Source organism: Herbaspirillum camelliae, assembly GCF_001929405.1.
GTDB lineage: Bacteria > Pseudomonadota > Gammaproteobacteria > Burkholderiales > Burkholderiaceae_D > Herbaspirillum > Herbaspirillum seropedicae.
In genome coordinates, this window is the sequence record NZ_KV880769.1 from 5,170,080 (window position 1) to 5,191,170 (window position 21,091).

The following is a 21,091-nucleotide window of genomic DNA, read 5'->3' on the forward strand; positions in this document are numbered from 1 at the left end:
GGCTCCCTGGCAATCAACGGGTACGGATGCGCGGATCGAGCAGCGCATTGATGACATCGGCCAGGAAGGTCAGGCCGATGTAGAACATGGCGATGATCAGCACCACGGCCTGCACCACCGGGTAATCATTGCGCGAGATGGCGTCCCAGGCGAGTTGTCCCAGGCCCTGCATCGAATAGACCGACTCGATCACCACCGAGCCGCCCAGCATGAAACCCAGCTCCACTGCGGCCAGCGCCACCACCGGGATGACGGCGTTGCGCAGTGCATGCTTGAACACCACCCGCGACTTGGACAGCCCCTTGGCGCGCGCCGTACGGATATAGTCCGAGCCCAGCACTTCGAGCATGCCCGAGCGGGTCAGCCGCATCATCGCCGGCATGGCGTAATAGCCCAGCGCCACCGCCGGCAGGATGAAGTGCTGCCAGCTCTCGTTGCCCGCCACCGGCAACCAGTGCAGGGTGACGGCGAAGATGAGGATCAGCGTCAGGCCGAACCAGAAGCTGGGCATGGCCTGTCCCACCACAGCGATGAGCAGCGCGGCGCGGTCCAGCCAGGTATCGCGGTAGATGGCCGCCAGCACGCCCAGCGGAATGGCCGTCAGCACTGCCAGCAATAACGCGCTGCCCCCCAGCTTGAAGGTGATGGGCAGGCGCTCGGCGATCATCTCCATCACCGGTCCCTGGAAGTAGAAGGACTTGCCGAAGTCCAGCTGTACCGCGCGACCCAGCCAGTCCAGGTATTGCGTGGCCATGGGCCGGTCCAGGCCGAACTGGGTGCGCACCGATTCCACCTGCGCGGCCGTGGCTTCAGGCCCGGCGATGGAGACGGCCAGGTCGCCCGACATGTGCAGCAGGGTGAAACTGACGACAGACACCGTGATGGCCACGCACAAGGCAATGGCCAGGCGGCGCAGGATGTAGATCAGCATGGCGATCCTTCCTTGAAGAAAATTACAGAGGTCATCCCACCCTTCCCACAACCATCGATGCCCGTTCGGACTGAGTAGGCCCCACAGGGGCCGTATCGAAGGCGCTGGGACGGTGCGCCCCTTCGTCAAGCTCAGGGCAGTTGCACCGTCAGGCTTACTTCCAGCTGGCCTCGTAGAAGCGCGGCAGCTCATCCGGATAACCCTGGAAATTGAGCTGGGCGTTGTAGGCGTAGTAGGTCGAATAGGAGAACATCGGCGCCACGTAGGCCTGCTTGGAGATCAGCTCCAGCGCCTTGCTGTAGTTGGCCTTGCGCACGGCGGGATCGATCGAGGTATCGGCCGTCTGCAGATACTGCTGCAGCTGCGGGTCCTTGGTGATGTCATCCGCGCCCCCCTTGAAGTAGACCCCGGCAAAGGCCGAGGTATCGTTCATCGAGAACGAGCCCCAGGAGTAGAAGCTCATCGGCGTCTTGCCGCTGCGATACTCGGTCTGCAACGCGGCAAACTTCATGTAGTGCAGGCGCGCGCGGATGCCGACCTTGCGCAGGTCGCCGATGATGGCTTCGGCGATCTCACGTTCGCGGTAGGCGTAGATGTCGGTGTCGAAGCCGTTGGGATAGCCGGCTGCTGCCAGTAGCTCCTTGGCCTTGGCCGGGTTGTAGTCATACTTGATGGCGGCATTGCTGTCGCAGCCGAACTGGGTGCGGAAGCAGGCGGTATAGACCGGCTGGCTGCCGCCGCGCATGAGGTTGTCGGCATAGCCCTTGCGATTGATCGCATGGTTGACCGCCTGTCGTACGCGCACATCCTTGAAGGGCGAATTGGGCGCCGACGTGCCGGTCGTATCCAGGGTAATGAAACCGATCCGCATGGTCTCGCCGCTCTGCACGGCCAGCTTGGGATTGGTCTTGAGCGAATCGGCCTGGTCTGGCGGCACGCGCCAGATCCAGTCGATGGCGCCGGTCATGAGCTGGGCGGCGCGGGTTTCCGGGTCGGGGATGACGACGAACTTGATATTGCCGATGGTGGGCTGGCCTTGCGGGCTATCCTTGAAGTAGCCAGGATTCTTGACCAGGGTCACACCCTGCCCCGGGGTCACGCTGGTTACCTTGTAGGGGCCGGTGCCGATGGGCGCCTTGGAAAAACCTTCCAGGCCCACCTTCTTGAAATAGGCTGCCGGGTAGATCGGCAAGGGGCCGGCCAGGTATTCCAGGGCGGCGGGGAACGGGCCTTTCAGGTTGATGCGCACCTTGTAGTCGGCGAGCTTGTCCACGCTCTTGATCCAGTCGGTGTTCTGGCGCGTGACCGCCTTCGATTCCGGCGAGACCGCATAGTTGAAGGTGAACACCACATCATCGGCGCTGAACTTGTCGCCGTTCTGGAATTGCACACCCTGGCGCAGATCCAGCACCAGCGCAGTGGGCGACTCCCACTTCCAGGCGGTGGCCAGTTGCGGCTTGTATTCGTTGGTCTTGGGGTCGCGGTAGATCAGCGTGTCCCAGATCAGGTGCGCCAGGATCACGCCTTCGCGCAGGTTGTTGTGATACTGGCTGATGTTCTCGACCTCGCTGTCGGAGGCATAGACCAGGGTGTCGTTGGCCTTGCCAGCATGCGCCGCAACCGCCGTCATGGCCCCCGCCGCCAACACTGCACATCGTGACCAGCCCAGGAGGGATTTGTGTAGTGCGTTCATTCCAGCCCCTTCGTTCGAGTAAGAGAAATGTGAAAAAACCGCGACGTCGAAGGGCATACTAGGCTACGATTTACCGATGCCACAATCATTAAATTTCTATGCCTGCGTTGCCGAAAGAAGAACGCAAAAATGCTGCACCACAATGTACCTACCCCCCGGAAATCCGCAACACTGCTGGGCCGGGGCCGTTGAAGCAGGTGCAGCATCCGGGGGCGTGCCAAGTGGCAGGGCGCTGCACCAAAGACGTGAAGCACGCACCAAATAATCCTGTTCATTTTCCTCTGGCGAGGCCTGAATGAAATCGCAGCAACTGCAAGATACCGCCCTGCGCTACTTCCTCGAAGTGGTCCGTTGCGGCTCCATCAGCGAAGCATCACAGCGCCTGAACGTGGCCAGCTCGGCCATCAGCCGGCAGATCAGCAGTCTGGAGCAGATCTTGGATACGGTCCTGTTCGAACGGCGGCCGCGCGGCATGGTGCTCTCGGCCGGCGGCGAGATGCTGGCCGCGCATGCGCGCAAGATGGCGTTGGAAGCCGACCGCGTGGTGGCTGACCTGCAGGCCTTGAAGGGCCTGCGCAGCGGGCGCGTCAGGCTGTCGGCGTCGGAAGGTTTTGCCATCGACTTCCTGCCCCGGCTGATCAATGCCTTCCAGAAGAAATATCCGGGCTTCGTGTTCCAGCTCTTCGTGGGTGCGCCCGCGCTGGTGTCGCGCCAGGTGCGCGAAGGCAATGCCGATATCGGGCTGACCTTTGCGCGGCTGCCTGAACCGGAGATCAAGGTAGTGCACCGGCAACCGGGGCCGATTGCCCTGATCATGCGCAAGGATCATCCGCTGGCGCGCTTTCGCCAGATCTCGGTGGGGCAGCTCAAGCCCTATCCCATGGCCCTGCCCGATCCCACCACGACACTGCGGCAGCTCTTCGACATCGCTTGTAGCCGCCAGCAGGTGGTGATCGAACCGGTCATGACCAGCAACTACATCCAGTCCCTGCACAACTATGTGCTCGACAACGACGCCCTCTCCATCACCGGCGAGGTCACGGTACGTTACCGCATTGCCGCCGGCGAGCTGACCCTGCGGCCGATCCGCGACTGTCCCGCAGATGGTCGCTTTGTAGAAGTGCAGACGCTGGCCGGACGGACGTTGCCGCGCAGCGTGGAAATCTTTCTTGATTATCTGGTGGCGGAATTGAGCAAGGATCTGTAGCGCAGCCTGCGGCCGGTGCCATCGACGCCACTGTCGGGATCAGGGACGTTGCCGTCCTGGGCGACTCAGTCCTTCTGCATCGTCACCAGGGCCGCCCGGCCACGGCGGAACAGGCCGCGCTGTGCAGCGGGAACGTCGAGCACGATCTGGACCGGGGCGCGCGACACCACCTTGACGTTGGGGCCGGCCTCGATGGTCGCCTCAGGACTCCCGTCGGCAGGCACATCGCCAAAGGCCTTGAGGCTGCCGGAGAATATCTGCTCCATGGGACGATCCGTATCACGCCGACGACCTTGGCGATCCGGCTCAGTCACCTGCTCCATCAGTTGCACCTGGGCGCGCTGGCCCAAGTGCAGTTGCTTGACCTCGTCCTCCTTGAAGCGGGCCACGACGATGATGTCTCCGGTGGAGATCGCCATGAGCGGCTGCTCAGGGGCGATGGCCTGATCCGGCTTGACCAGCAGATCGACCACCTGCCCCGCAGAATCGGCCCAGCGATTGGACTTTTCCCGCACGTTCTCCTGATCGGCGCGCACTGCCGCCATCATGTCTTCCATGGTCGGACGCCGCGCCGGCCTGCCGTCGTTCTGCTTCTGCGCGCCCGGATCGCCGAGGACAGTGCGGGTGACTTCCATCACATGCGCCATCGGGTCGATCTCAGGGTTCAGGGTGAGCAACAGAGCGCCCTCTTCCACCTGCTGCCCCGGCTTGACCAATACCTCCTTGACAATGGCCTTGACCGGGGACGATACCACCTGGTAATCGGAGGCCACGCTGGCATCATCGGTGCGAGGCGGAGAACACGCCGCCAGCAGCAGCACCAGCGGCAACAGGGCGCACAGGGGCCGGATACCGGTCCGGACAGGGGAGTGACTCAAGGCGGCGTCGATGGCAAGTTTCATGCTGGACAAGTACGGCGGCAGCCGTCACGGTGGCGGGGGAACCCTTGTGACTGCCGCGCTTGAGATCGGTTCCGTCGGCCAGCCCGGCCGGTCCCACGGCAGGAAGTAGGACCGGCGACCGTTAGCGACCGCCACCAGGGCGGCCGCACATGAATCAGAAGCGCCAGCTGGCCTTGAGCGCCGCCGACTGGTTGATGAATCCGCTGCGGCCCTCGGCGTCCAGGCGCAGCGAGATATCAGCCTCGGTCGTCAGCTGGAAACGATAGCTGACGCCGGCCTTGAACAGCCACGCAGAGCGCGCCGCCCCGGGTGCGGTGAACGCTTGTCCCGGCGTCCCGGCATAGGTCGCCACCAGATCGCCACGGTCGTTGATGACATCGTAGCTGGCGCCGACATGGGTGCTGATCTGCGAAGTCGTCGTGAGGGCGTAATTGAACCGCGTCCCCACGCCCAGCAGCAAGGCCTGGCTGCGCTTGCCCTGCACTGAGAGGCTCAGGTCACCTGCCCCGCTCTCCGCATAGGATGGGCTTTGCAGGCGGGTGTAGTCGAGCTGCAGGGCCGGTACGATGCTCAATGCTTCACTCAAGGGCAGCGTGTGTGACACGTTTGCACCCAGATGCGCGCTCCAGGTGTGATAACGGCTGCTGGCAATGCGGTGCAGGCCGCCGAACTGCATCTCACGCGCCAGTCGGTTGCTGTTCCAGCCGACATCAGCCTGCCAGGACAGCGCCAGCTGGCCCAGCGGGGCGCTGCCATACAGGGCCAGCAGATTGGAGTCGATACGGCTGCGGCTGCCGGTACCGGTGATGGCGGTATTGCCGCTGGCGCTGGTGCTGGCGTAGGCGTAGGAAAGGCCGACGCGTCCGCTGTCCAAGGCCATCTCGGCCCCCGTGGCCATGCCCCAGGTGCTGGCGCTGAAACCGGAGTCGCCATCGCGGTCCCCCTGGTTGGTGCGCGATTCGAAGGGCATGAGCCAGACCTGGCGATCACCGCCGGCCTCGCCATAGCCCAGGCCGCTGCCTGCACCCGGACCACTGCCAGCGACGTTGCCGAGGTCGACGCGGGTGGCGATGACGCGATTGAGCGAGGCCATGACGCCACGGATGGCGTTGTCGCTGACGTTCCTGGGCAGGGTCTGGCTGGCCGCGCGCAGCACGCTGGCCGCGTCGGGCAACCGGCCCAGCGCAGTGACGACCTGGGCCATGTCGGCGCTGGACGGTCGCTGGATCTGACGGTCCAGTATCGGCGCCACTGCAGCGGCCGCTGTGGCGGCGGCGACGACGGCGGGCATTCTGACTGCGGGCGCCATTGCTGGTGCTGCTGGTGCTGCTGGTGCCGCCGGTGGTGCTGGTGCCGCCGGTGCCGCTGGTGGTGCTGGTGCTGGTGCGCTTGGAGCGGCTGTACTGGATACTGGCATACCGGAGGCTGGTGCGCCGGCTGTCGGTGTGCTGGTCGCAGGCGTACTCGATGGCGCTGGAGCCGGCGCCAACGTATTGAGGACCACATTGTTGATGCTGACCGCGCTGACGATATCCAGATCCACGGCATTGCTCGCCACCACGGGCTGAAAATCGAACAGCACCGAATTGTCGGACACGGCCAGGCGCGGTGCGCTGAGGCTGCCGGCCGTGATGACGCCGACCAGCTTCTGCCCGCTGCCCAGCGTCGCAGCCTTGGTCACATCCACGGCCAGCGCGGCGCCCGGGGCGAAGCTGGCCGCACCGGTCACGGCCAGTTTGCCGTACTGGGTGGTGCTGGCGACTCCTACCGTCAAGATCTGGCCCACCGTCTGAACATAGGTCGGCAGGCTCAAGGTACCTGCTGCGATGGTGGTGTTGCCGCTGTAGCTCACCGTGCCGAGCACCCGTAATGTACCCTCGCCCTGCTTGACCAGGTTGCCCTGGACGCTGCCATCGGCAATGCCGTTGTTGAGGGTGAGATTGAAAGCCTGCGTATCGATCCTGCCCGCGCCGCTGATGCTCACCGCATTGTTCAAGGCCAGGTTGTCCGCAGCGGCGCGCAAGGTGGCGCCATCGCTCATGGCCAGGGTCCCTGTGCCAAGCGCAGTGGCCGACCCCACGCCCAGGGTGCCGCCCTCCAGCCGGGTCCCGCCCGTATAGCTGTTGTTGCCCGACAGGGTCAGGCTGCCATCTCCGGTCTTGACCAGGCTGCCGACGTAGTCGGCATCGGTCTTATTCTGAACGGCAGCGAGATAGGCCGCCTGGCCGTTGTAGTTGCCCAGGGCCAGGTTGGCCGCAGCCATATCGGGATCGACCGTGAGCATATAGGACAAGAGCTGGTCCTTGCTCAGCAAGGCGCCGCTGCCGGACTGCTTGAGAATGGCCGCCGCCAGGGCATTGGCGGTCACGGCCTTGTCGGCGTTCTGGAAGGCGGTGTTGTCAGCCTTCTTCTTGCTGGCCTGGTAGGTGGCGTTGAGCCGGGCGCGCGTCTGTACCAGCGCCAGGGCCGCATCGTAACCGTTGTCGACCTGCGCCTTGACCTGCGCGCTAGCGCTGTCGACGGCAGCCTGCAACGCGGTTACGGACAAGGCCTGCCAGGCGGCCAACTGCGCCTTGTCTTCGCTCTTGCGCTGGATCAGGGCGGCCTCGGAGATGTCATTGCTCCAGGTGTCGGCGCTGCCTGCGGCAATGTTGGCCTTGAACACACCCAGCAACTGGCCGGGCCCGTAGAGCGCCTTGTTCAGATCCGGCAAACCCCAGCCGAACATGGTGTTGGGCACATCGTCCGGCCCCGTTCCCAGGTGCTTGGCGGTGCTCAGCAAGATGGTACGGATGGCCTGGTTATCCAGGTCGGGATAGCGCTGCATCAGCACGCCCAGCGCGCCGGTGACGTGCGGAGCCGCCATCGAGGTGCCGGAGGCGTTGACCAGGGCGGTGTCGGAGGTGATGTTCAGGCTGGTGATGGCTGAGCCCGGCGCCGCCAGGCACCAGTACTTGGCCAGTCCGCACTGGTTGGAAAAGCTGGGCAGCATCGAGTTGGTATTGACGGCGGCCACCGCAATCCAGTTCTGCTCCAGCTCCGGCCTGAAATATGGCAGCGCCGAACGCAAGTTGACGTTGACCTTGCCGGTATTGCCGGCAGCCCACACCAGCAGTGTATTGGAGGCTTGCGCCACATCGGCGGCGGCGTCCATCCAGGTCTTCTTGCCGCCACCCTGCAGGCGCTGGTAGGCCGCCGCCACACCACTGATGCTGCCGTAGTCGTCGCGCGAATCCGGGCTGCCCCAGCTGCTGTTGATGGCGCGCACGCCCGCGCTGGCGAGGTTGCCGTAGGCCGCCTTGAAATAGTTGTAGTCCACGTTCACGCCATAGACTGAACTGTCGGTGCCGTTGGTGTTGGTGATGTAGTAGTCGCTGTCGAACGCCACCCCCATGATGCCATCGCCATTCTTGGCCGCCGCGATGCTGCCGGAAACGTGGCTGCCGTGCTTGTCGTTGAGGGGGCTCAGGGCGCCGGTGGTGCTGAAGGCGTCGCCGGCTTTCCAGGCCTGGCTGCCATTCTGGTATTGAGATCCATCGTTGGCATAGGTGCCGGTCACGGCCAGCGCCTTGACGTTGCGGCTGGCGAATTCATTGTGGGTCAGCAGCAGTCCCGAGTCGACCGAGCCCAGCTTGATTCCCTGGCCGGTGTAACCCGCCACGTAGGCATACTGGGCATTCATGGCGCCCAGGCCCCAGTCGGTCTTGAACTCGGTATTGCCCGTCCAAGTGCCCAGGGCGGCGGTGGAATCGCCGGTGCTGGTGCCATCGTAGTTCACGTAGCTCTGGGCGCTGGCCGGTGTGACCAGGGCCGGGCCCAGGGTCAGCAATACGGCGGCGTATAAGGCTTGTTTCTTGAAGACGACCGGCGTCAGGGGCGCGGCTTTCAGTGGCGACTTCTTGTTTGTCTTCATATTCCCGTCCTAGGTGAGCGTGTGAAATGGACCGGGAGATCGGGAATGCTTCCCGTCCCACGTACCTGATTTCGCTGCCCTAGGAGCCGGTTGATACCGACTTTTTGTAGCGCGCAGTGTGGAGGCCCCCCTCCTTTGTGTACATTGTCTTTTGGTGCTATTTGCACGCAGTAACGTGCTGCTCTCTACACCACGTCACGTCGTGATGAGAATAAGAAAGGAGGAAATGACGACAGGAAAAAGCCGGAATGGCGGTAAAGCCACGAGACGAATTCAATTGTCTGAAGGCGCATGAAAAACGCCGGCAGCGCACCAAGGCGCTGCCGGCGTAAGAGTCATCAAAGGCGGACTCAGCCCTGCTCGTCAGACCACCCCAGTCCCAGCGCCTTCTGGATGCCCACGAAGCTGCGGGTCAGATTGGCCTCGGCCTGCAACAGGTTCTGCTGCGCGGTGATCTGCTGGCGCGTGGTGTCGAGCACTTCGATCAGCGTGCCGGTACCCGCCTGGTAGCGTTGCCGCGCCAGCGCCAGCGCGCGGTCGGCGGACACCTTGGTGCGGGCGATGGTGGCCACGCTCACGCGGCCATAGCGGAAGCGCGAAAGTGCATCCTCGGCGTCGCGCAGGGCTTCCAGCACGGACTGGCGATACTTCATCTCGGCCTCGTCGCGTACCCGTTCGGCTTGCGTGACACGCGCCTTGGCGCGACCGAAGTCGAGGAAATTCCAGCTCAGCATGGGCGCGCCCAGCGCAGCAAAATCATCCAGGCGCGTCAGGTCCGAAGGATGCGTCCCGCCCAAACCAATCACACCAAAGAGCTTCAGGCTGGGATAGCGCGCGGCCTCGGCCTGCCCGATCTTGGCGGTATCGGCGGCCAGCGTGCGTTCGGCGGCGCGCACATCGGGACGGCGGCGCAGCAACGATACCGGATCACCGACGGCGACCTGCGGCGGCGGCAGCGGTACCGGGGCGGTCGCAGCCAGTTCGCCATCCAGCGTGCCGGGCTCCTGCCCCAGCAGCGTGGCTAGCTGGTTGAGGTAGGCATCGCGCTCGGCCTGCAAAGGCACCAGGTCGGCGCGGCTGGCGTCGAGCTGGTTCTGGACGCGCAACTGGTCCAGCGAAGACGCCGTGCCGCGTTCGACGCGCTGGCCGGTCAGTTGCAGCATCTGCTCCTGCGCCTGTACCGCTTGCAGGCCCAGCGCCAGGCGCTGCTGGCGATCACGCAGGCTGATGTAGGCGTTGGCGACTTCAGCGGCCAGGCTCACCTGCACGTCGGCTAGCGAGGCTTGCGCCGCATCGGCGGTGGCCGTGGCGGCCTGCACGGCGCGGCGACGGGCGCCGAAGAGATCGATCTCCCAGCTGGCGTCAAAGCCCACGCTGTAGAGATTGACGCTGGTCGGCGAGCCATTGCCGGAGCTGGAGCCGCCAGTCAGCGCACCGAGGTTGGCTGGTGGCAGGCGCGCGTGCCCGGCCAGCGCCGAGGCGCCCACGCTGGGCGCGGCGTTGGCCTGCTCCAGCGCCAGCCCGGCGCGCGATTGCTGCAGGCGGGCGCGGGCGATGCCCAGATTGGGATTGGCCTGCAAGGCGCGCTCGATGAGGCTGGTCAGCTCGGCATCGCCCAGGCCTTGCCACCATTGGTTGATCGGCGCGGCGGTATTGGCGCTGTCGCCGCCACGGAGGAACTGGCCGCTGTGCGCGGCTTGCGGCGCAGCCTCGGGTGGGCCGGCGTAGTCGGGGCCGAGGGCGCAGCCAGCCAGCAGCGCGGCCGCCGCCAGGGCGATCAGGCGCGCGGCCGGGAAGGAAGAAGAGGTCTTGTCCATGTTGATCATCAATGAGAAGCCACCGGTGCGGCATTGGTCGGCAAGGGGCGCAGGAACAGCACCAGCGGAGTCACGCAGAGAATGGCCACGCCCAGCATCCAGAACAGGTCGGCATAGGTCATGGTCAGCGCCTGCGACTGGATGGTCGCGCCCATGAGCTGGATGGCCACATCCTGGCCGCCCAGCAGATGGCCTTGCGCGGCGATGCTGGACTGCACTAGGTCGGAATTGGCGTTGAGGCTTTCTTCCAGGCGGCGGCTGTGCAGCCACAGGCGCTGGTCCTGGATCACGGCGATGGCGGCCAGCGCCAGCGAGCCGCCGAGATTGCGCGCGGCGCTGTAGAGGCCGGAGGCGTCGCCCGCCTGCGAGGGCGGCACCGAACGGATCGCCGCCTGGTTCAGGAACAGCATGGCCAGCACCGTCCCCACCCCGCGCATCAGCTGCGAGGCCACGAAGGAGCCGCCATAGGACAGCGGGCTCAGGTCGGTCTCGAGGAAGGCCGAGGTGGCCAGCAGCAGGAAGCCGGTACCAACGGCAATGCGGATGTCCACCAGCCGCATCAGCAAGGGCGTGAAGGGCATCATCAAGATCATCGGCACGCCGGAAAGCAGCACGATCCAGCCCGATTGCAGCGAGTTGTAGCCGGCGATGCCGGAGAGGAACTGCGGGATCACGTAGGCCGTGCCATACAGCGCCACACCGACGATCATGGCCATCATCACCACCGAGCCGAACTGGCGGTCACGCAACAGGCGCAGCTGGATCACCGGATGACGCGCCCGCACCTGGCCGATGGCCAGCAGGATGAATCCCAGCACGGACGTGGCGGCCAGCCAGCGGATGTCGGGCGAAGAGAACCACTGCTCGCGCTCGCCCTCTTCCAGCACCACCGTCAGTCCACCCAGCCCCAGCGCCAGGCCGGCGATGCCGAACCAGTCGGCCTCGGCCAGTTGCTCGAACTTGGGCCGCTCATAGGGAATGGCCACCAGCAGCAAGGTGATAAGGGCCGCGCCCACTGGCAGGTTGATGAAGAAGGCGTAATGCCAGCTGACGTTCTCGGTCAGCCAGCCGCCCATCACCGGCCCCAGCACCGGGCCAAGAATGGCGGTCGCGCCGAACATGGCGTTGCCGACCGGCTGCTGGGAGCGCGGCAGGCGGGTGGCGATGATGGTCATGGCAGTGGGGATCAGCGCACCGCCGGTAAAGCCCTGCCCGACCCGGCCCACGATCATCATCGGCAGCGTGGTCGACAGGCCGCACAGCACCGAGAACAAGGTGAACAGGCTGGCGGCGGTCAGCAGCAGCACGCGCAGGCCCAGCAGCCGCTCCAGCCAGGCCGACATGGGGATGATGACGATCTCGGCCAACAGGTAGGCGGTGGCGATCCAGGTGCCTTCGGTGCCGGAGGCGCCGATCTCGCCCTGGATGGTGGGTAGCGAAGAATTGACGATGGAGATGTCCAGCGTGGCCATCAATGCGCCCAGCGTGCCGGCTGCTACCGCCAGCCAGGCGGCGGCGTCGGCTTTCTCGCCGTTGGCCCCGGCAGCGGCCAAGGGCTTGGCGGGAGCGCTGCTCACTGCGGCTCCTTGCGGGTGGCGTTGGTCTCACTGCTGCGCTCGCGCAGGTCGCGCAACTCGTCCTTGGCGGCGATGGTGTTGACCTCCACCGTCACCGACAAGCCGGCGACGAAAGCGCGGGTTTCCTCGGGGGTGGCGTCGATGGCCACGCGCACCGGCACGCGCTGGACGATCTTGGTGAAGTTGCCGGTGGCGTTCTGCGGCGGCAGCAGCGAGAACTGCGCGCCGGTACCCGGCGAGAGACTTTCCACATGGCCGTGAAATTCCACGCCCGGCAAGGCATCGACCTTGATGATGGCAGGCTGGCCGATGCGCATGATACCGATCTGGGTTTCCTTGAAGTTGGCCGAGACGTAGAAGCGGGTCGGCACCACGGTCATCATGCGCGTACCGGGGGAGACGAACTGGCCGACGCGCACCTGCTTGTCGCCGATGCGGCCATCGACGCTGGCGCGGATCTCGGTATAGCCGAGGTTGACGCTGGCAGCGTCGTACTGGGCCTTGGCCGTCTCACCCTGGGCCTGCGCCTGGCGCACCTGGGCCTGCAGCGAGCGCACCCGCAGCTGGGCGGCGTCAAGCGCGGCGCGGCGGGCGGCCACCGTGCTGCGCGCCTGGGCCTGCTGGTTGCGCAGGGTGGTCAGGCGTTCGCGGGTCTCGGCGCCGGAGGCGGCCAGGGGCGCGTAGCGCTCCACCTCGGCCGTGGCAAAGCGGGCATCCTCGTCGGCAGCGGCCAGTTGCGCCTTGGCCTGGGCAATGGCAGCCTGCTGTTCGGCCAGTTGGGCGTTGGCGGCTTCTTCGCTGGCGGCGGCGGCGTCGATCTGGGCCTTGGCCTGGGCGGCCTGCGCCGAATAATCGCGGGCATCGATGCGTACCAGCGGCTGGCCCGCCTTGACGATCTGGTTGTCGGCCACCAGCACCTGGTCGACATAGCCGGTGACCTTGGAGGAAACCGTCACGCTGTCTGCCTGGACGAAGGCATCGTTGGTGCTTTCCAGATACTTGCCGCGGAACTGGTAGTACAGCACCCAGGCCGCCACGATGACCAGCACCAGCAAGCCCAGCGCGCGCAGGATGAAGCGGGCGCGCGGGCTCATGCGTTTCTTAGGGGCGGCATTCTTGTCGTTGCCGGCGGGGGAGGAATCCGGCGGCGGATTGGCTTCTGCATTGCTGGGTGTGGCGTCGGTCATCTTTTTTATCCTAATATCGGGGCGCGGGGGGCTTCAAACGGAGTCAAACTGGATCGATACGGCGGCGACACCGGGTTGGTACATGGCGTCGCCCGAGCTAACGGGGAAATTAATGAGGTACCATATGATATGGTATCCGGAAAAATTATGTCTACAGACTTTACAAACGAATACGGCAGCACTGCCGCAGAAGCGTTGCGCGACTTCTACGTGCGCTCGCACCGTACGCTGGACAAGCTCATGGCCGCCGAAGGCGCCTCGCTGGCGCGCAACAAGATGCTTGGCCACATCGAGCGCAACAGCCCCGTGCGCGCTGCCGACCTGGCGACGGCCTTCGGCTTTGCGCCGCGCACCATCACCGAAGCGGTTGATGCGCTTGAACGTGATGGACTGGTCCAGCGCAGTAGCGACTCCAGCGACCGCCGGGTCAAGTACATCGCTTTGACAGCGGCGGGCAGAGAAGTGCTGCGGGCATCCGAGCCGGTAAAGAAGACCTTCATCGGTGGACTGTTCGCAGCGTTGAACGCAGAAGAGATCGCCACCCTCACCACCGTCCTGGGCAAGCTCAACCATAGGCTGGCGGAACTGGAGGAGGTGTACTCCTCGACCCCGTCTGCGACGCTTGCTACAACGGACGAGGCGCCGGCCAAAGGCGATCGCAAGAAAGGCTGAAACGGCAGAAAAAAACGCTCCCGCCAGGGGAGCGTCAGGACACAATCAGTGCAAGCCCGTCATTGATCGGCAAAGCGATCCGTTGCCGCAATCAACTGGTTCAGAATCCCCGGCTCGTTGTAGGCATGCCCCGCACTGTCGATGAGGTGCAGTTGCGACCCCGGCCATGCCTGATGCAGATCCCAGGCCGACTTGGCCGGTGTGGCCAGATCGTAGCGGCCTTGCACGATCACGCCGGGAATGCCTTCCAGCCGCGAGGCGTTGGCCAGCAATTGCCCCTCCTCCATGAAGCCTTTGTGGAAGAAGTAGTGGTTCTCGATGCGGGCAAAGGCCAGCGCGAATTGTGCATCGTTGAAGGAATCGATCAGCCGCTCATCGGCCACCAATGTGATGGTGCTGGCTTCCCAGCGGCTCCAGGCGCGCGCGGCCTGCAGCTTGGCGGCCTCGTCATCGCCGGTCAGCCGCTGGCGATAGGCATGCACCAGGTTGCCGCGCTCGGCCACGGGAATGGGGGCGACGAATTCATCCCAGCGATCCGGCGCCATCCAGGATGCGCCTTCCTGGTAGTACCAATCCAGCTCAGCCTGGCGCAACAGGAAGATGCCGCGCAGGATCAGCTCGGTGACGCGCTGCGGATGCGTCTGCGCATAGGCCAGCGCCAGCGTGCTGCCCCAGGAACCGCCGAAGACCTGCCAGCGTTCGATGCCCAGCATCTCGCGCAGGCGTTCGATATCGGCCACCAGGTCCCAGGTGGTGTTGGCTTCCAGATTCGCGTGCGGCTGCGAGCGGCCGCAACCACGCTGGTCAAACAGCACGATGCGGTATTTCTCGGGATTGAACAGGCGGCGATGCGAAGGACCGCAGCCCCCTCCCGGACCACCATGCAGGAACACCACCGGCTTGCCCTTGGGATTGCCGCACACTTCCCAGTAGACGCGATGGCCCTCGCCCACGTCCAGCAAGCCATGGTCGTAGGGCTCGATGGGAGGATAGAAGGTACGCAGCGTTGTGGCGGCAGTCGTGGTAGCGGTGGAGGTCATCAGCAAATCCTTGAAGAGACGGACAAAGAGGAAAGTATAGAGCGTCGCTGAGGATTCTTCATTTTCTCCTCATCCTGCTCATCTGCATCTCCTTCATTTCATTTCTATTCCACCACCAGCTCCGGATTGTTCTTCACTTCATTGAGGACGAAGAAGGAACGCAACTGGCGCACGCCCGGCAGGCGCAGCAGCGTATTGGCGTGCAACCGGTTGAAGGCCTGCAGGTCCTTCACGCGCAGCTTGATCCAGTAATCGAATTCCCCCGCCAGCAGCAGACACTCCTGGACGGCGGCAATGTCGCGCACGGCTTTTTCGAATTCGGCAAAGCTCTCCGGCGTGGAGCGGTCCAGCACCACGCCCACCGTCACCAGCACCGGCAGCCCCAGTTTTTCGGGATCAAGGATGGCGCGCACTTCCTTCACATAGCCCTCTTCCATGAGGCGCTTGGTGTGGTTCCAGCAGGCCGTGGCGCTCATGCCCAGCTTCTTGGCCAGCTCGGCATTGCCGATGCGGCCATCCTTCTGCAGCGCCTTGAGGATGCGCTTGTCCATGCGATCTAGTGACATGATGATTATTCCGTTTTAAATTATTTTATCGAATCAATATTTCGACGAATCATTTTTCATCAACTTTATGAACCCGATAATGCCATAAATTCGGAAGCACCATTTTGTCGCTCAGGCGTAAAGTTGATCCCGTCGATTCGATGTGAATCGGACTTCAACCCTGACCTGAATCCACCTGAACCGGAGCAACCCATGCTGGCACTCGATAAACTCTTCCCGCGCAAGACGCTGGGCTTCTTCCCCTCCCCCATCCACAAGCTGGAACGTCTCTCCGCCATGCTGGGCGTGGAAGTCTGGGCCAAGCGTGATGACGTGTCCTCGGGCCTGGCCTTTGGCGGCAACAAGATCCGCAAGCTGGAATGGCTGGTGGCCGACGCCCTGGCCAAGGGCTGCGACACCCTGGTCTCGATCGGCAACATCCAGTCCAACCACACGCGCCAGGTCTGCGCCGCGGCCGCGGCCGTGGGCATGAAGTCCTATACCGTGCAGGAAACCTGGCTGGAATGGGATGACCCGGTCTACGACAAGGTCGGCAACATCCTGCTGACCCGCATCATGGGCGGCAACCCCATCATGGGCGGCTATGGTTATTCCACCACCGAAAAAGACACCTGGGCCCGCGCCCTGGAAGAAGTGCGCGCCAAGGGCGGCAAGCCCTATGCGATCCCGGCTGGCGCTTCCGACCACCCGCTGGGCGGCCTGGGCTATGCCAACTTCGCCGATGAAGTGGCGATGCAGGAAGAGCAGTTGGGCGTCTTCTTCGACAACATCGTCGTGGCCACCTGCACCGGTTCCACCCAGGCCGGCATGGTGGTGGGCTTTGCCGCCCAGGAAAAACGTCGCCGCGTCATCGGCATCGACACCGCCGACGACGAAGCCATGACCCGCCGCGCCGTCACCAAGATCGCCAATGACACCAGCGAACTGATCGCCGCCAAGGGTGGCAAGCGCGTCATCGTGCGCGATGCCGACATCGAGATCATCCCCGACTACAGCGGCCCGGCCTATGGCCTGCCCAGCGAGCAGACCATCGCCGCCATCCGCACCGCAGCCGAGATGGAAGCCATGCTGACCGATCCGGTCTATGAAGGAAAATCCATCGACGGCCTGATCGACATGGCCAAGAAGGGACACTTCAAGGGCCAGCGCGTGTTGTATGCGCACCTCGGCGGCGCACCGGCGCTCAACGCCTACTACAAGGCGTTTGAAGATCCGGAGAACCTGACCAAGCTGGCACGGGAAGCGCGCTACAAGGAATAAGGCCAGCGCGACTGCGCAGCACAACTGCCAGCCCCTGCAGCACAACGGCCCGGACCTGCCATCGCAGCTCCGGGCCGTTCAGCTTTTGCCTCATCAGGGTGCAGCCATGGCCGCGCTTGATCGGCATCAAAGCCGGACAGCCCGTTCACGCGTACCTTTCGCACATCCTCACTCGACAGGTAAAAACCGTGAAAAAAATCGTCACTATCGCTGCCGCCGCTGCGGCTTTCGCTTCCTCCTTCGCTGCCCCGGTCTTCGCCCAGGAGGCCCAGAGCCCGTGGCTGGTGCGCGTGCGCGCCGTCAACCTGAGCCCGGAAAACAAGTCCGACCCTATCAACGGCCAGGGCGCTTCGGATCTGATCACGATCAACTCGAAGACCATTCCCGAAGTCGACATCAGCTACTTCTTCACCAAGAACATCGCCGCTGAACTGGTGCTGACCTATCCGCAAGAACAGGACGTGCGCCTGAACGGTTCCAAGATCGGTACCTTCAAGCACCTGCCGCCCAGCCTGCTGGTGCAATACCACTTCATGCCTGACTCGGCCTTCAGCCCCTACGTCGGCGCCGGTATCAACTACACCCGCATCTCCAGCGTGAACATCTCGGGCGGTCTGCAACTGGACAACAGCAGCTTCGGCGGCGCCCTGCAGATCGGTGCGGACTACAAGATCAACAAGAACTGGCTGATCAACTTCGACATCAAGAAAGTGCAGATCTCCAGCGACGTGAAGACTGCCGCCGGCACCAAGATCTCCAGCGTGAAGATCGATCCGTGGCTCATCGGCGTTGGCGTGGGTTACCGTTTCTAAGGTATTCTTGCCGCACCCAAACGGCGCGATCCGTCATCCATGATGACCGGTCGCGTTGTTTTTTGGGAAGCACGCTAACGTCCGCCATCGGCGACACGCCGACAGCCGGCCATCCTTGCAAACGCCATCCGCCATTTGCAGCGTTAGCAGGAGCAGTCTCATGCGGCATGCTCCCCTGTCCACCGTTTCACTGTACGAAGAGGTAACCACGATGTCGACGACTTCGCAATCCCACAACCTGCCGGTCACCCCGGGTGCACCGATGCCCCACCGCAAGGTGATCCGATCCTGGGTGATCCCCCTGAGCAAGCGCAGCACCGCCATCGCGCTGCTGCTCTCGGCCATCGATTTCGCGCTGTTCGGCGCCAGCCTGGCCGCCATTGTCTGGGCGCCCTGGCTCTTGGCCAAGATCGCGCTGGGCGTGGTCAATGGCTTCATCATCGGCCGCCTGTTCATTCTCGGCCACGACGCCTGCCACCAGGCCTTCACACCCAACCGCAAGCTCAACACCTGGCTGGGCCGCCTGCTGTTCATGCCTTCGCTGACCCCTTACAGCCTGTGGGCCGTCGGTCACAACGTGGTGCACCACGGCTATACCAACCTGAAGGGTTTCGACTTCGTCTGGCAACCGCGTTCGCTCGAAGAGTTCAACGCCCTGCCGCGCTGGCGTCAGCGCCTGGAGCGCATCTATCGCAGCGGCTTCGGTCCCGGTCTGTACTACATGATCGACATGTGGTGGAAGCGCATGTATTTCCCCTCGAAGAAGCAGATGCCCACCCGCCGCGCCGAATTCATGTGGGATGGCGCACTGGTGACGGCCGTGGCCGCTGTCTGGGTCGGCGGCCTGGCCTGGGCCGCGCAGTCCACCGGGCAATCGTTCTGGACCCTGCTGGTGACCGGCTTTGTCATTCCCCTGCTGTTCTGGAAGGCCATGATCGGCTTCGTGGTGTATGTCCACCACACCCATACCTCGGTCGCCTGGTACGACGACAAGGTCACCTGGGCCGCTGCCCAGCCCTTCGTCTCCACCACCGTGCACCTGACCTTTGGCCGTTTCTGGGGTGCGCTGCTGCATCACATCATGGAACATACCGCGCATCACGTTGACATGAGCGTGCCGCTGTATCGCCTGAAGCAGGCGCAGAAGAAGCTGGAAACCATGCTGCCCGGTCGCATCGTCATCCAGCGTTTTTCCTGGCGCTGGTATTTCGATACCGCCCGTCGCTGCAAGCTGTACGACTTCAAGCGACTGTGCTGGACTGACTACCGTGGCCGTCCCACCAGCCAGCCCCTGCCGCTGCCGGAAATGAACAAGAACATGGCCGAAGCATGACTCCGCTGAGGACGAGCGTCCTCAGCACTGAAGTTTTACCGCCACGGAAGTTTCAATAACAAGACGGTCGCATGGAAGGGCAATCGCGGGTCCCCGGTAACCCCGCGATACCGCCCACTTTCCCCCATCAAGGCCGCTTCCCCTACCTCATTACCGCGCGTCTTTTGCCCGCTTGCATCGAATTTGTGTGGGATTTCCCGCATCAAATTGGCGTTCCCCCTGCCTTCATTGTCGTTGCCAGCCATTTAGTTCCGACATGTTTGATCTGCGACAAGAAATACCGTCTGATTCGGGAATACTGTGCTTCCTATATTGTTCCGCGCACTTAAAATCGAGTCATTCGATTGCCACATGTCCGCCGGGAACATCGTATGAACCAGTCTTGCCACTCCACTCCGATCACCACGCCGGCTAACGCCGCTACCCCCCTGACCCACTGCTCGTCGCTGACCGCGGCCCGTGAGGCTGCCGCCAGCTCGGCGCTGCGCAGCTGCACTGCCTGCGGCATGCACCAGCTGTGCCTGCCCATGGGTCTGGATGAGTCCGACATGAAGCGCCTGGACAAGATCATCGGTCGCCGCAAGGTCGCCCGCGACGATTTCCTCTATCGCATCGGCGACCGCTTCACGGCGCTCTATGCGGTGCGCGTAGGCCACTTCAAGACCTATCAGGAAAACCTGGACGGCGACCGCCAGATCACCGGCTTCCAGATGCCTGGCGAACTGCTGGGCATGGATGCGATCAGCACCGAGCAGCACCAGTGCGACGCCGTGGCCCTGCAGGACAGCGAAGTCTGCGAGATCCCCTTCGCCCGCCTGGAACAGTTGTTCGGCCAGATTCCCCATCTGCTGCGCCACTTCCATCGCATCATGAGCCACGAGATCACCAGCGAACAGAACGTCATCATGCTGCTGGGGAACATGCGCGCAGAACAACGTTTTGCCGCCTTCCTGGTGAACCTGTCTTCACGCTACGCCGCACGCGGCTATTCCTCCACGCGCTTCCAGCTGCGCATGACGCGTCAGGACGTGGGCAATTACCTCGGCCTGACCATTGAAAGCATCAGCCGGCTGATCTCCAAGTTCCGCAAGCAGGGCTTGCTGGCCGTGGAGCAACGTGATGTAGAAGTGGTCGACCTGGCCGCATTGAAACGCCTGGCTGCAGGCGCGGAAGCCTGCGCCGCGACGCCGACCCGCAGCACCACCTGAGGGCCGGCCTCATCGGCCAGCGGATCAGCGGGCCAGCAGTCAACAGCTATTGGCCGCTAAGCGAAGTGACGCAGACGTTCCTTGGGCAAGGTCTGCGTCAGCCTGACGGCCAGCAGGCCGCAGACCGCAAAACTCACCCAGAAACAGAAGAACCCGACCGTGTAGGCGCCCAGCGCCTCCCACTCATGCCCGGCCGCCATGGCCAGGTCGTCCGGGTTGAAGATGGAAAAGAATACTCCCTCGGCCGCGATGGCCATCAGGAAAGCCACCCAGATCACGATGGCGATGTTGCGTTGCTGTTTGCGCATGGCTGTCTCCTTCAGTTATTTCTTCCGTAGACTGCCGATCTTTGCGTCGGCTAGTTGCTTCAGCTTAGCGCATTATTCAGCCGGTGCGTAGGCCTCGGCGTTCATTTCCATGCTGCGCTGTTGCGGCCACGCCCAGGTGCCGTGCAGGCGCCACACATGGCTGCCGTCTTCGGCCACCAGACGCCAGCGGGCCTGTTCCATTTCCACCAGCGGGACCGAGAAACTGCCATCGGCAGCCGGCTGCACCTGCAGCGTACGGTCCTTGGACGGCTGGGTCGGGTGCACCAGGTTCAGGATCAGTGTCCGGCTTGCCTGATCGGCAAGCTGGGCCTGCGCCTGCGGGGCCGGCTGGCGCAGTTGCAGGCGACCACGCAGCACGCCGGCCGCCGGGTCATAGGCGATGCCGATGGCCGCGCCCAGCCGCTGGGCCTCGTGATCGCGGCGCAAGTCCTTGTTGATGGCCTTGCCCTGCTTGTAGTAGTCGTCGGCCACCAGCGCGTCGGCGCGCGAGATGGCCAGCCAGGCGGTGAAGACGCCCGCCACCACCACCACGGCCGGACCGGCCATTAAGAGCCAGGGCCAGCGATGACGATACCAGGGAACGGCGTTGGCAGTGCTGGCGAACTTGGGAGACATGGTCTGCATGATTTCCTCTTTAGGTGAGA

At 63.8% G+C, this 21,091-nt stretch carries 17 protein-coding genes; 6 read left to right on the plus strand and 11 right to left on the minus strand.

The window, feature by feature from the left end; all coding sequences use genetic code 11:
• Nucleotides 1–13 precede the first annotated feature (13 nt).
• Together BGK68_RS23120 and BGK68_RS23125 are read right to left on the minus strand one after the other, a co-directional pair.
• Nucleotides 14–931, minus strand: coding sequence for an ABC transporter permease (locus tag BGK68_RS23120; RefSeq protein WP_075258992.1), 918 nt, complete (start codon nt 929–931; stop codon nt 14–16).
• A gap of 154 nt (nt 932–1,085) precedes the next feature.
• Nucleotides 1,086–2,624: an ABC transporter substrate-binding protein gene (locus BGK68_RS23125; RefSeq protein WP_075258993.1), complete on the minus strand. Its 1,539-nt coding sequence runs from the start codon at nt 2,622–2,624 to the stop codon at nt 1,086–1,088.
• 295 nt (nt 2,625–2,919) lie between these two features.
• Here BGK68_RS23125 and BGK68_RS23130 point away from each other — a divergent pair, with 295 nt between their 5' ends.
• Nucleotides 2,920–3,831, plus strand: a complete 912-nt coding sequence (locus BGK68_RS23130; protein WP_075258994.1) for a LysR family transcriptional regulator — start codon at nt 2,920–2,922, stop codon at nt 3,829–3,831.
• A 65-nt stretch (nt 3,832–3,896) separates the two neighbouring features.
• Here the strand turns inward: BGK68_RS23130 and BGK68_RS23135 are convergent, their stop codons facing one another.
• From BGK68_RS23135 to BGK68_RS23155, 5 genes are all read right to left on the minus strand, one after another.
• On the minus strand, nt 3,897–4,733 hold the full coding sequence (locus tag BGK68_RS23135; protein ID WP_143433143.1) for an HlyD family secretion protein: 837 nt from the start codon (nt 4,731–4,733) through the stop codon (nt 3,897–3,899).
• Nucleotides 4,734–4,887: 154 nt separating this feature from the next.
• On the minus strand, nt 4,888–8,646 hold the full coding sequence (locus BGK68_RS23140) for a S8 family peptidase (RefSeq protein WP_075258996.1): 3,759 nt from the start codon (nt 8,644–8,646) through the stop codon (nt 4,888–4,890).
• Between the two features lie 350 nt (nt 8,647–8,996).
• Nucleotides 8,997–10,472: an efflux transporter outer membrane subunit gene (locus tag BGK68_RS23145; RefSeq protein WP_075258997.1), complete on the minus strand. Its 1,476-nt coding sequence runs from the start codon at nt 10,470–10,472 to the stop codon at nt 8,997–8,999.
• A complete protein-coding gene (locus tag BGK68_RS23150; protein WP_075258998.1) occupies nt 10,472–12,040 on the minus strand; it encodes an MDR family MFS transporter in 1,569 nt (522 codons plus the stop codon). The genes BGK68_RS23145 and BGK68_RS23150 overlap by 1 nt, the downstream gene beginning before the upstream one ends.
• Complete coding sequence (locus tag BGK68_RS23155) at nt 12,037–13,227, minus strand: HlyD family secretion protein (RefSeq protein WP_075258999.1); 1,191 nt, start codon at nt 13,225–13,227, stop codon at nt 12,037–12,039. The genes BGK68_RS23150 and BGK68_RS23155 overlap by 4 nt, the downstream gene beginning before the upstream one ends.
• 147 nt (nt 13,228–13,374) lie before the next feature.
• On the opposite strand from BGK68_RS23155, the gene BGK68_RS23160 reads away from it, so the two are divergent.
• The gene (locus tag BGK68_RS23160) at nt 13,375–13,899 is read left to right on the plus strand and encodes a MarR family winged helix-turn-helix transcriptional regulator (protein ID WP_075259000.1); all 525 of its coding nucleotides are present in this window, start codon (nt 13,375–13,377) and stop codon (nt 13,897–13,899) included.
• Between the two features lie 59 nt (nt 13,900–13,958).
• Here the strand turns inward: BGK68_RS23160 and pip are convergent, their stop codons facing one another.
• Nucleotides 13,959–14,939 carry a prolyl aminopeptidase gene (gene pip, locus BGK68_RS23165; RefSeq protein ID WP_075259001.1) on the minus strand — a complete coding sequence of 327 codons (981 nt, stop codon included), beginning with the start codon at nt 14,937–14,939 and terminating at the stop codon, nt 13,959–13,961.
• A 104-nt stretch (nt 14,940–15,043) separates the two neighbouring features.
• Nucleotides 15,044–15,505: an Lrp/AsnC family transcriptional regulator gene (locus tag BGK68_RS23170; protein ID WP_013235138.1), complete on the minus strand. Its 462-nt coding sequence runs from the start codon at nt 15,503–15,505 to the stop codon at nt 15,044–15,046.
• A gap of 192 nt (nt 15,506–15,697) precedes the next feature.
• Here BGK68_RS23170 and BGK68_RS23175 point away from each other — a divergent pair, with 192 nt between their 5' ends.
• From BGK68_RS23175 to fnr, 4 genes are all read left to right on the plus strand, one after another.
• Nucleotides 15,698–16,765, plus strand: a complete 1,068-nt coding sequence (locus BGK68_RS23175) for a 1-aminocyclopropane-1-carboxylate deaminase (RefSeq protein WP_075259002.1) — start codon at nt 15,698–15,700, stop codon at nt 16,763–16,765.
• Between the two features lie 188 nt (nt 16,766–16,953).
• Nucleotides 16,954–17,577 carry an OmpW/AlkL family protein gene (locus tag BGK68_RS23180; RefSeq protein ID WP_075259003.1) on the plus strand — a complete coding sequence of 208 codons (624 nt, stop codon included), beginning with the start codon at nt 16,954–16,956 and terminating at the stop codon, nt 17,575–17,577.
• Between the two features lie 262 nt (nt 17,578–17,839).
• A complete protein-coding gene (locus BGK68_RS23185; RefSeq protein ID WP_075259966.1) occupies nt 17,840–18,910 on the plus strand; it encodes a fatty acid desaturase in 1,071 nt (356 codons plus the stop codon).
• A gap of 371 nt (nt 18,911–19,281) precedes the next feature.
• Nucleotides 19,282–20,118 carry a fumarate/nitrate reduction transcriptional regulator Fnr gene (gene fnr, locus BGK68_RS23195; protein ID WP_075259005.1) on the plus strand — a complete coding sequence of 279 codons (837 nt, stop codon included), beginning with the start codon at nt 19,282–19,284 and terminating at the stop codon, nt 20,116–20,118.
• A 56-nt stretch (nt 20,119–20,174) separates the two neighbouring features.
• Here fnr and BGK68_RS23200 read toward each other — a convergent pair whose 3' ends face one another.
• Together BGK68_RS23200 and BGK68_RS23205 are read right to left on the minus strand one after the other, a co-directional pair.
• On the minus strand, nt 20,175–20,426 hold the full coding sequence (locus BGK68_RS23200) for a hypothetical protein (protein ID WP_075259006.1): 252 nt from the start codon (nt 20,424–20,426) through the stop codon (nt 20,175–20,177).
• Nucleotides 20,427–20,498: 72 nt separating this feature from the next.
• On the minus strand, nt 20,499–21,071 hold the full coding sequence (locus tag BGK68_RS23205) for a FixH family protein (RefSeq protein ID WP_075259007.1): 573 nt from the start codon (nt 21,069–21,071) through the stop codon (nt 20,499–20,501).
• Between the last annotated feature and the right edge of the window lie 20 nt (nt 21,072–21,091).

Coding starts and splice junctions, on each gene's coding strand:
- BGK68_RS23120 (WP_075258992.1), bottom strand. CDS start 931: ATGCTGATCTACATCCTGCGCCGCCTGGCCATTGCCTTGTGCGTGGCC.
- BGK68_RS23135 (WP_143433143.1), bottom strand. CDS start 4,733: ATGAAACTTGCCATCGACGCCGCCTTGAGTCACTCCCCTGTCCGGACC.
- fnr (WP_075259005.1), top strand. CDS start 19,282: ATGAACCAGTCTTGCCACTCCACTCCGATCACCACGCCGGCTAACGCC.
- BGK68_RS23205 (WP_075259007.1), bottom strand. CDS start 21,071: ATGCAGACCATGTCTCCCAAGTTCGCCAGCACTGCCAACGCCGTTCCC.
- BGK68_RS23145 (WP_075258997.1), bottom strand. CDS start 10,472: ATGATCAACATGGACAAGACCTCTTCTTCCTTCCCGGCCGCGCGCCTG.
- BGK68_RS23155 (WP_075258999.1), bottom strand. CDS start 13,227: ATGACCGACGCCACACCCAGCAATGCAGAAGCCAATCCGCCGCCGGAT.
- BGK68_RS23175 (WP_075259002.1), top strand. CDS start 15,698: ATGCTGGCACTCGATAAACTCTTCCCGCGCAAGACGCTGGGCTTCTTC.
- BGK68_RS23185 (WP_075259966.1), top strand. CDS start 17,840: ATGCCCCACCGCAAGGTGATCCGATCCTGGGTGATCCCCCTGAGCAAG.
- pip (WP_075259001.1), bottom strand. CDS start 14,939: ATGACCTCCACCGCTACCACGACTGCCGCCACAACGCTGCGTACCTTC.
- BGK68_RS23170 (WP_013235138.1), bottom strand. CDS start 15,505: ATGTCACTAGATCGCATGGACAAGCGCATCCTCAAGGCGCTGCAGAAG.
- BGK68_RS23160 (WP_075259000.1), top strand. CDS start 13,375: ATGTCTACAGACTTTACAAACGAATACGGCAGCACTGCCGCAGAAGCG.
- BGK68_RS23200 (WP_075259006.1), bottom strand. CDS start 20,426: ATGCGCAAACAGCAACGCAACATCGCCATCGTGATCTGGGTGGCTTTC.
- BGK68_RS23125 (WP_075258993.1), bottom strand. CDS start 2,624: ATGAACGCACTACACAAATCCCTCCTGGGCTGGTCACGATGTGCAGTG.
- BGK68_RS23140 (WP_075258996.1), bottom strand. CDS start 8,646: ATGAAGACAAACAAGAAGTCGCCACTGAAAGCCGCGCCCCTGACGCCG.
- BGK68_RS23130 (WP_075258994.1), top strand. CDS start 2,920: ATGAAATCGCAGCAACTGCAAGATACCGCCCTGCGCTACTTCCTCGAA.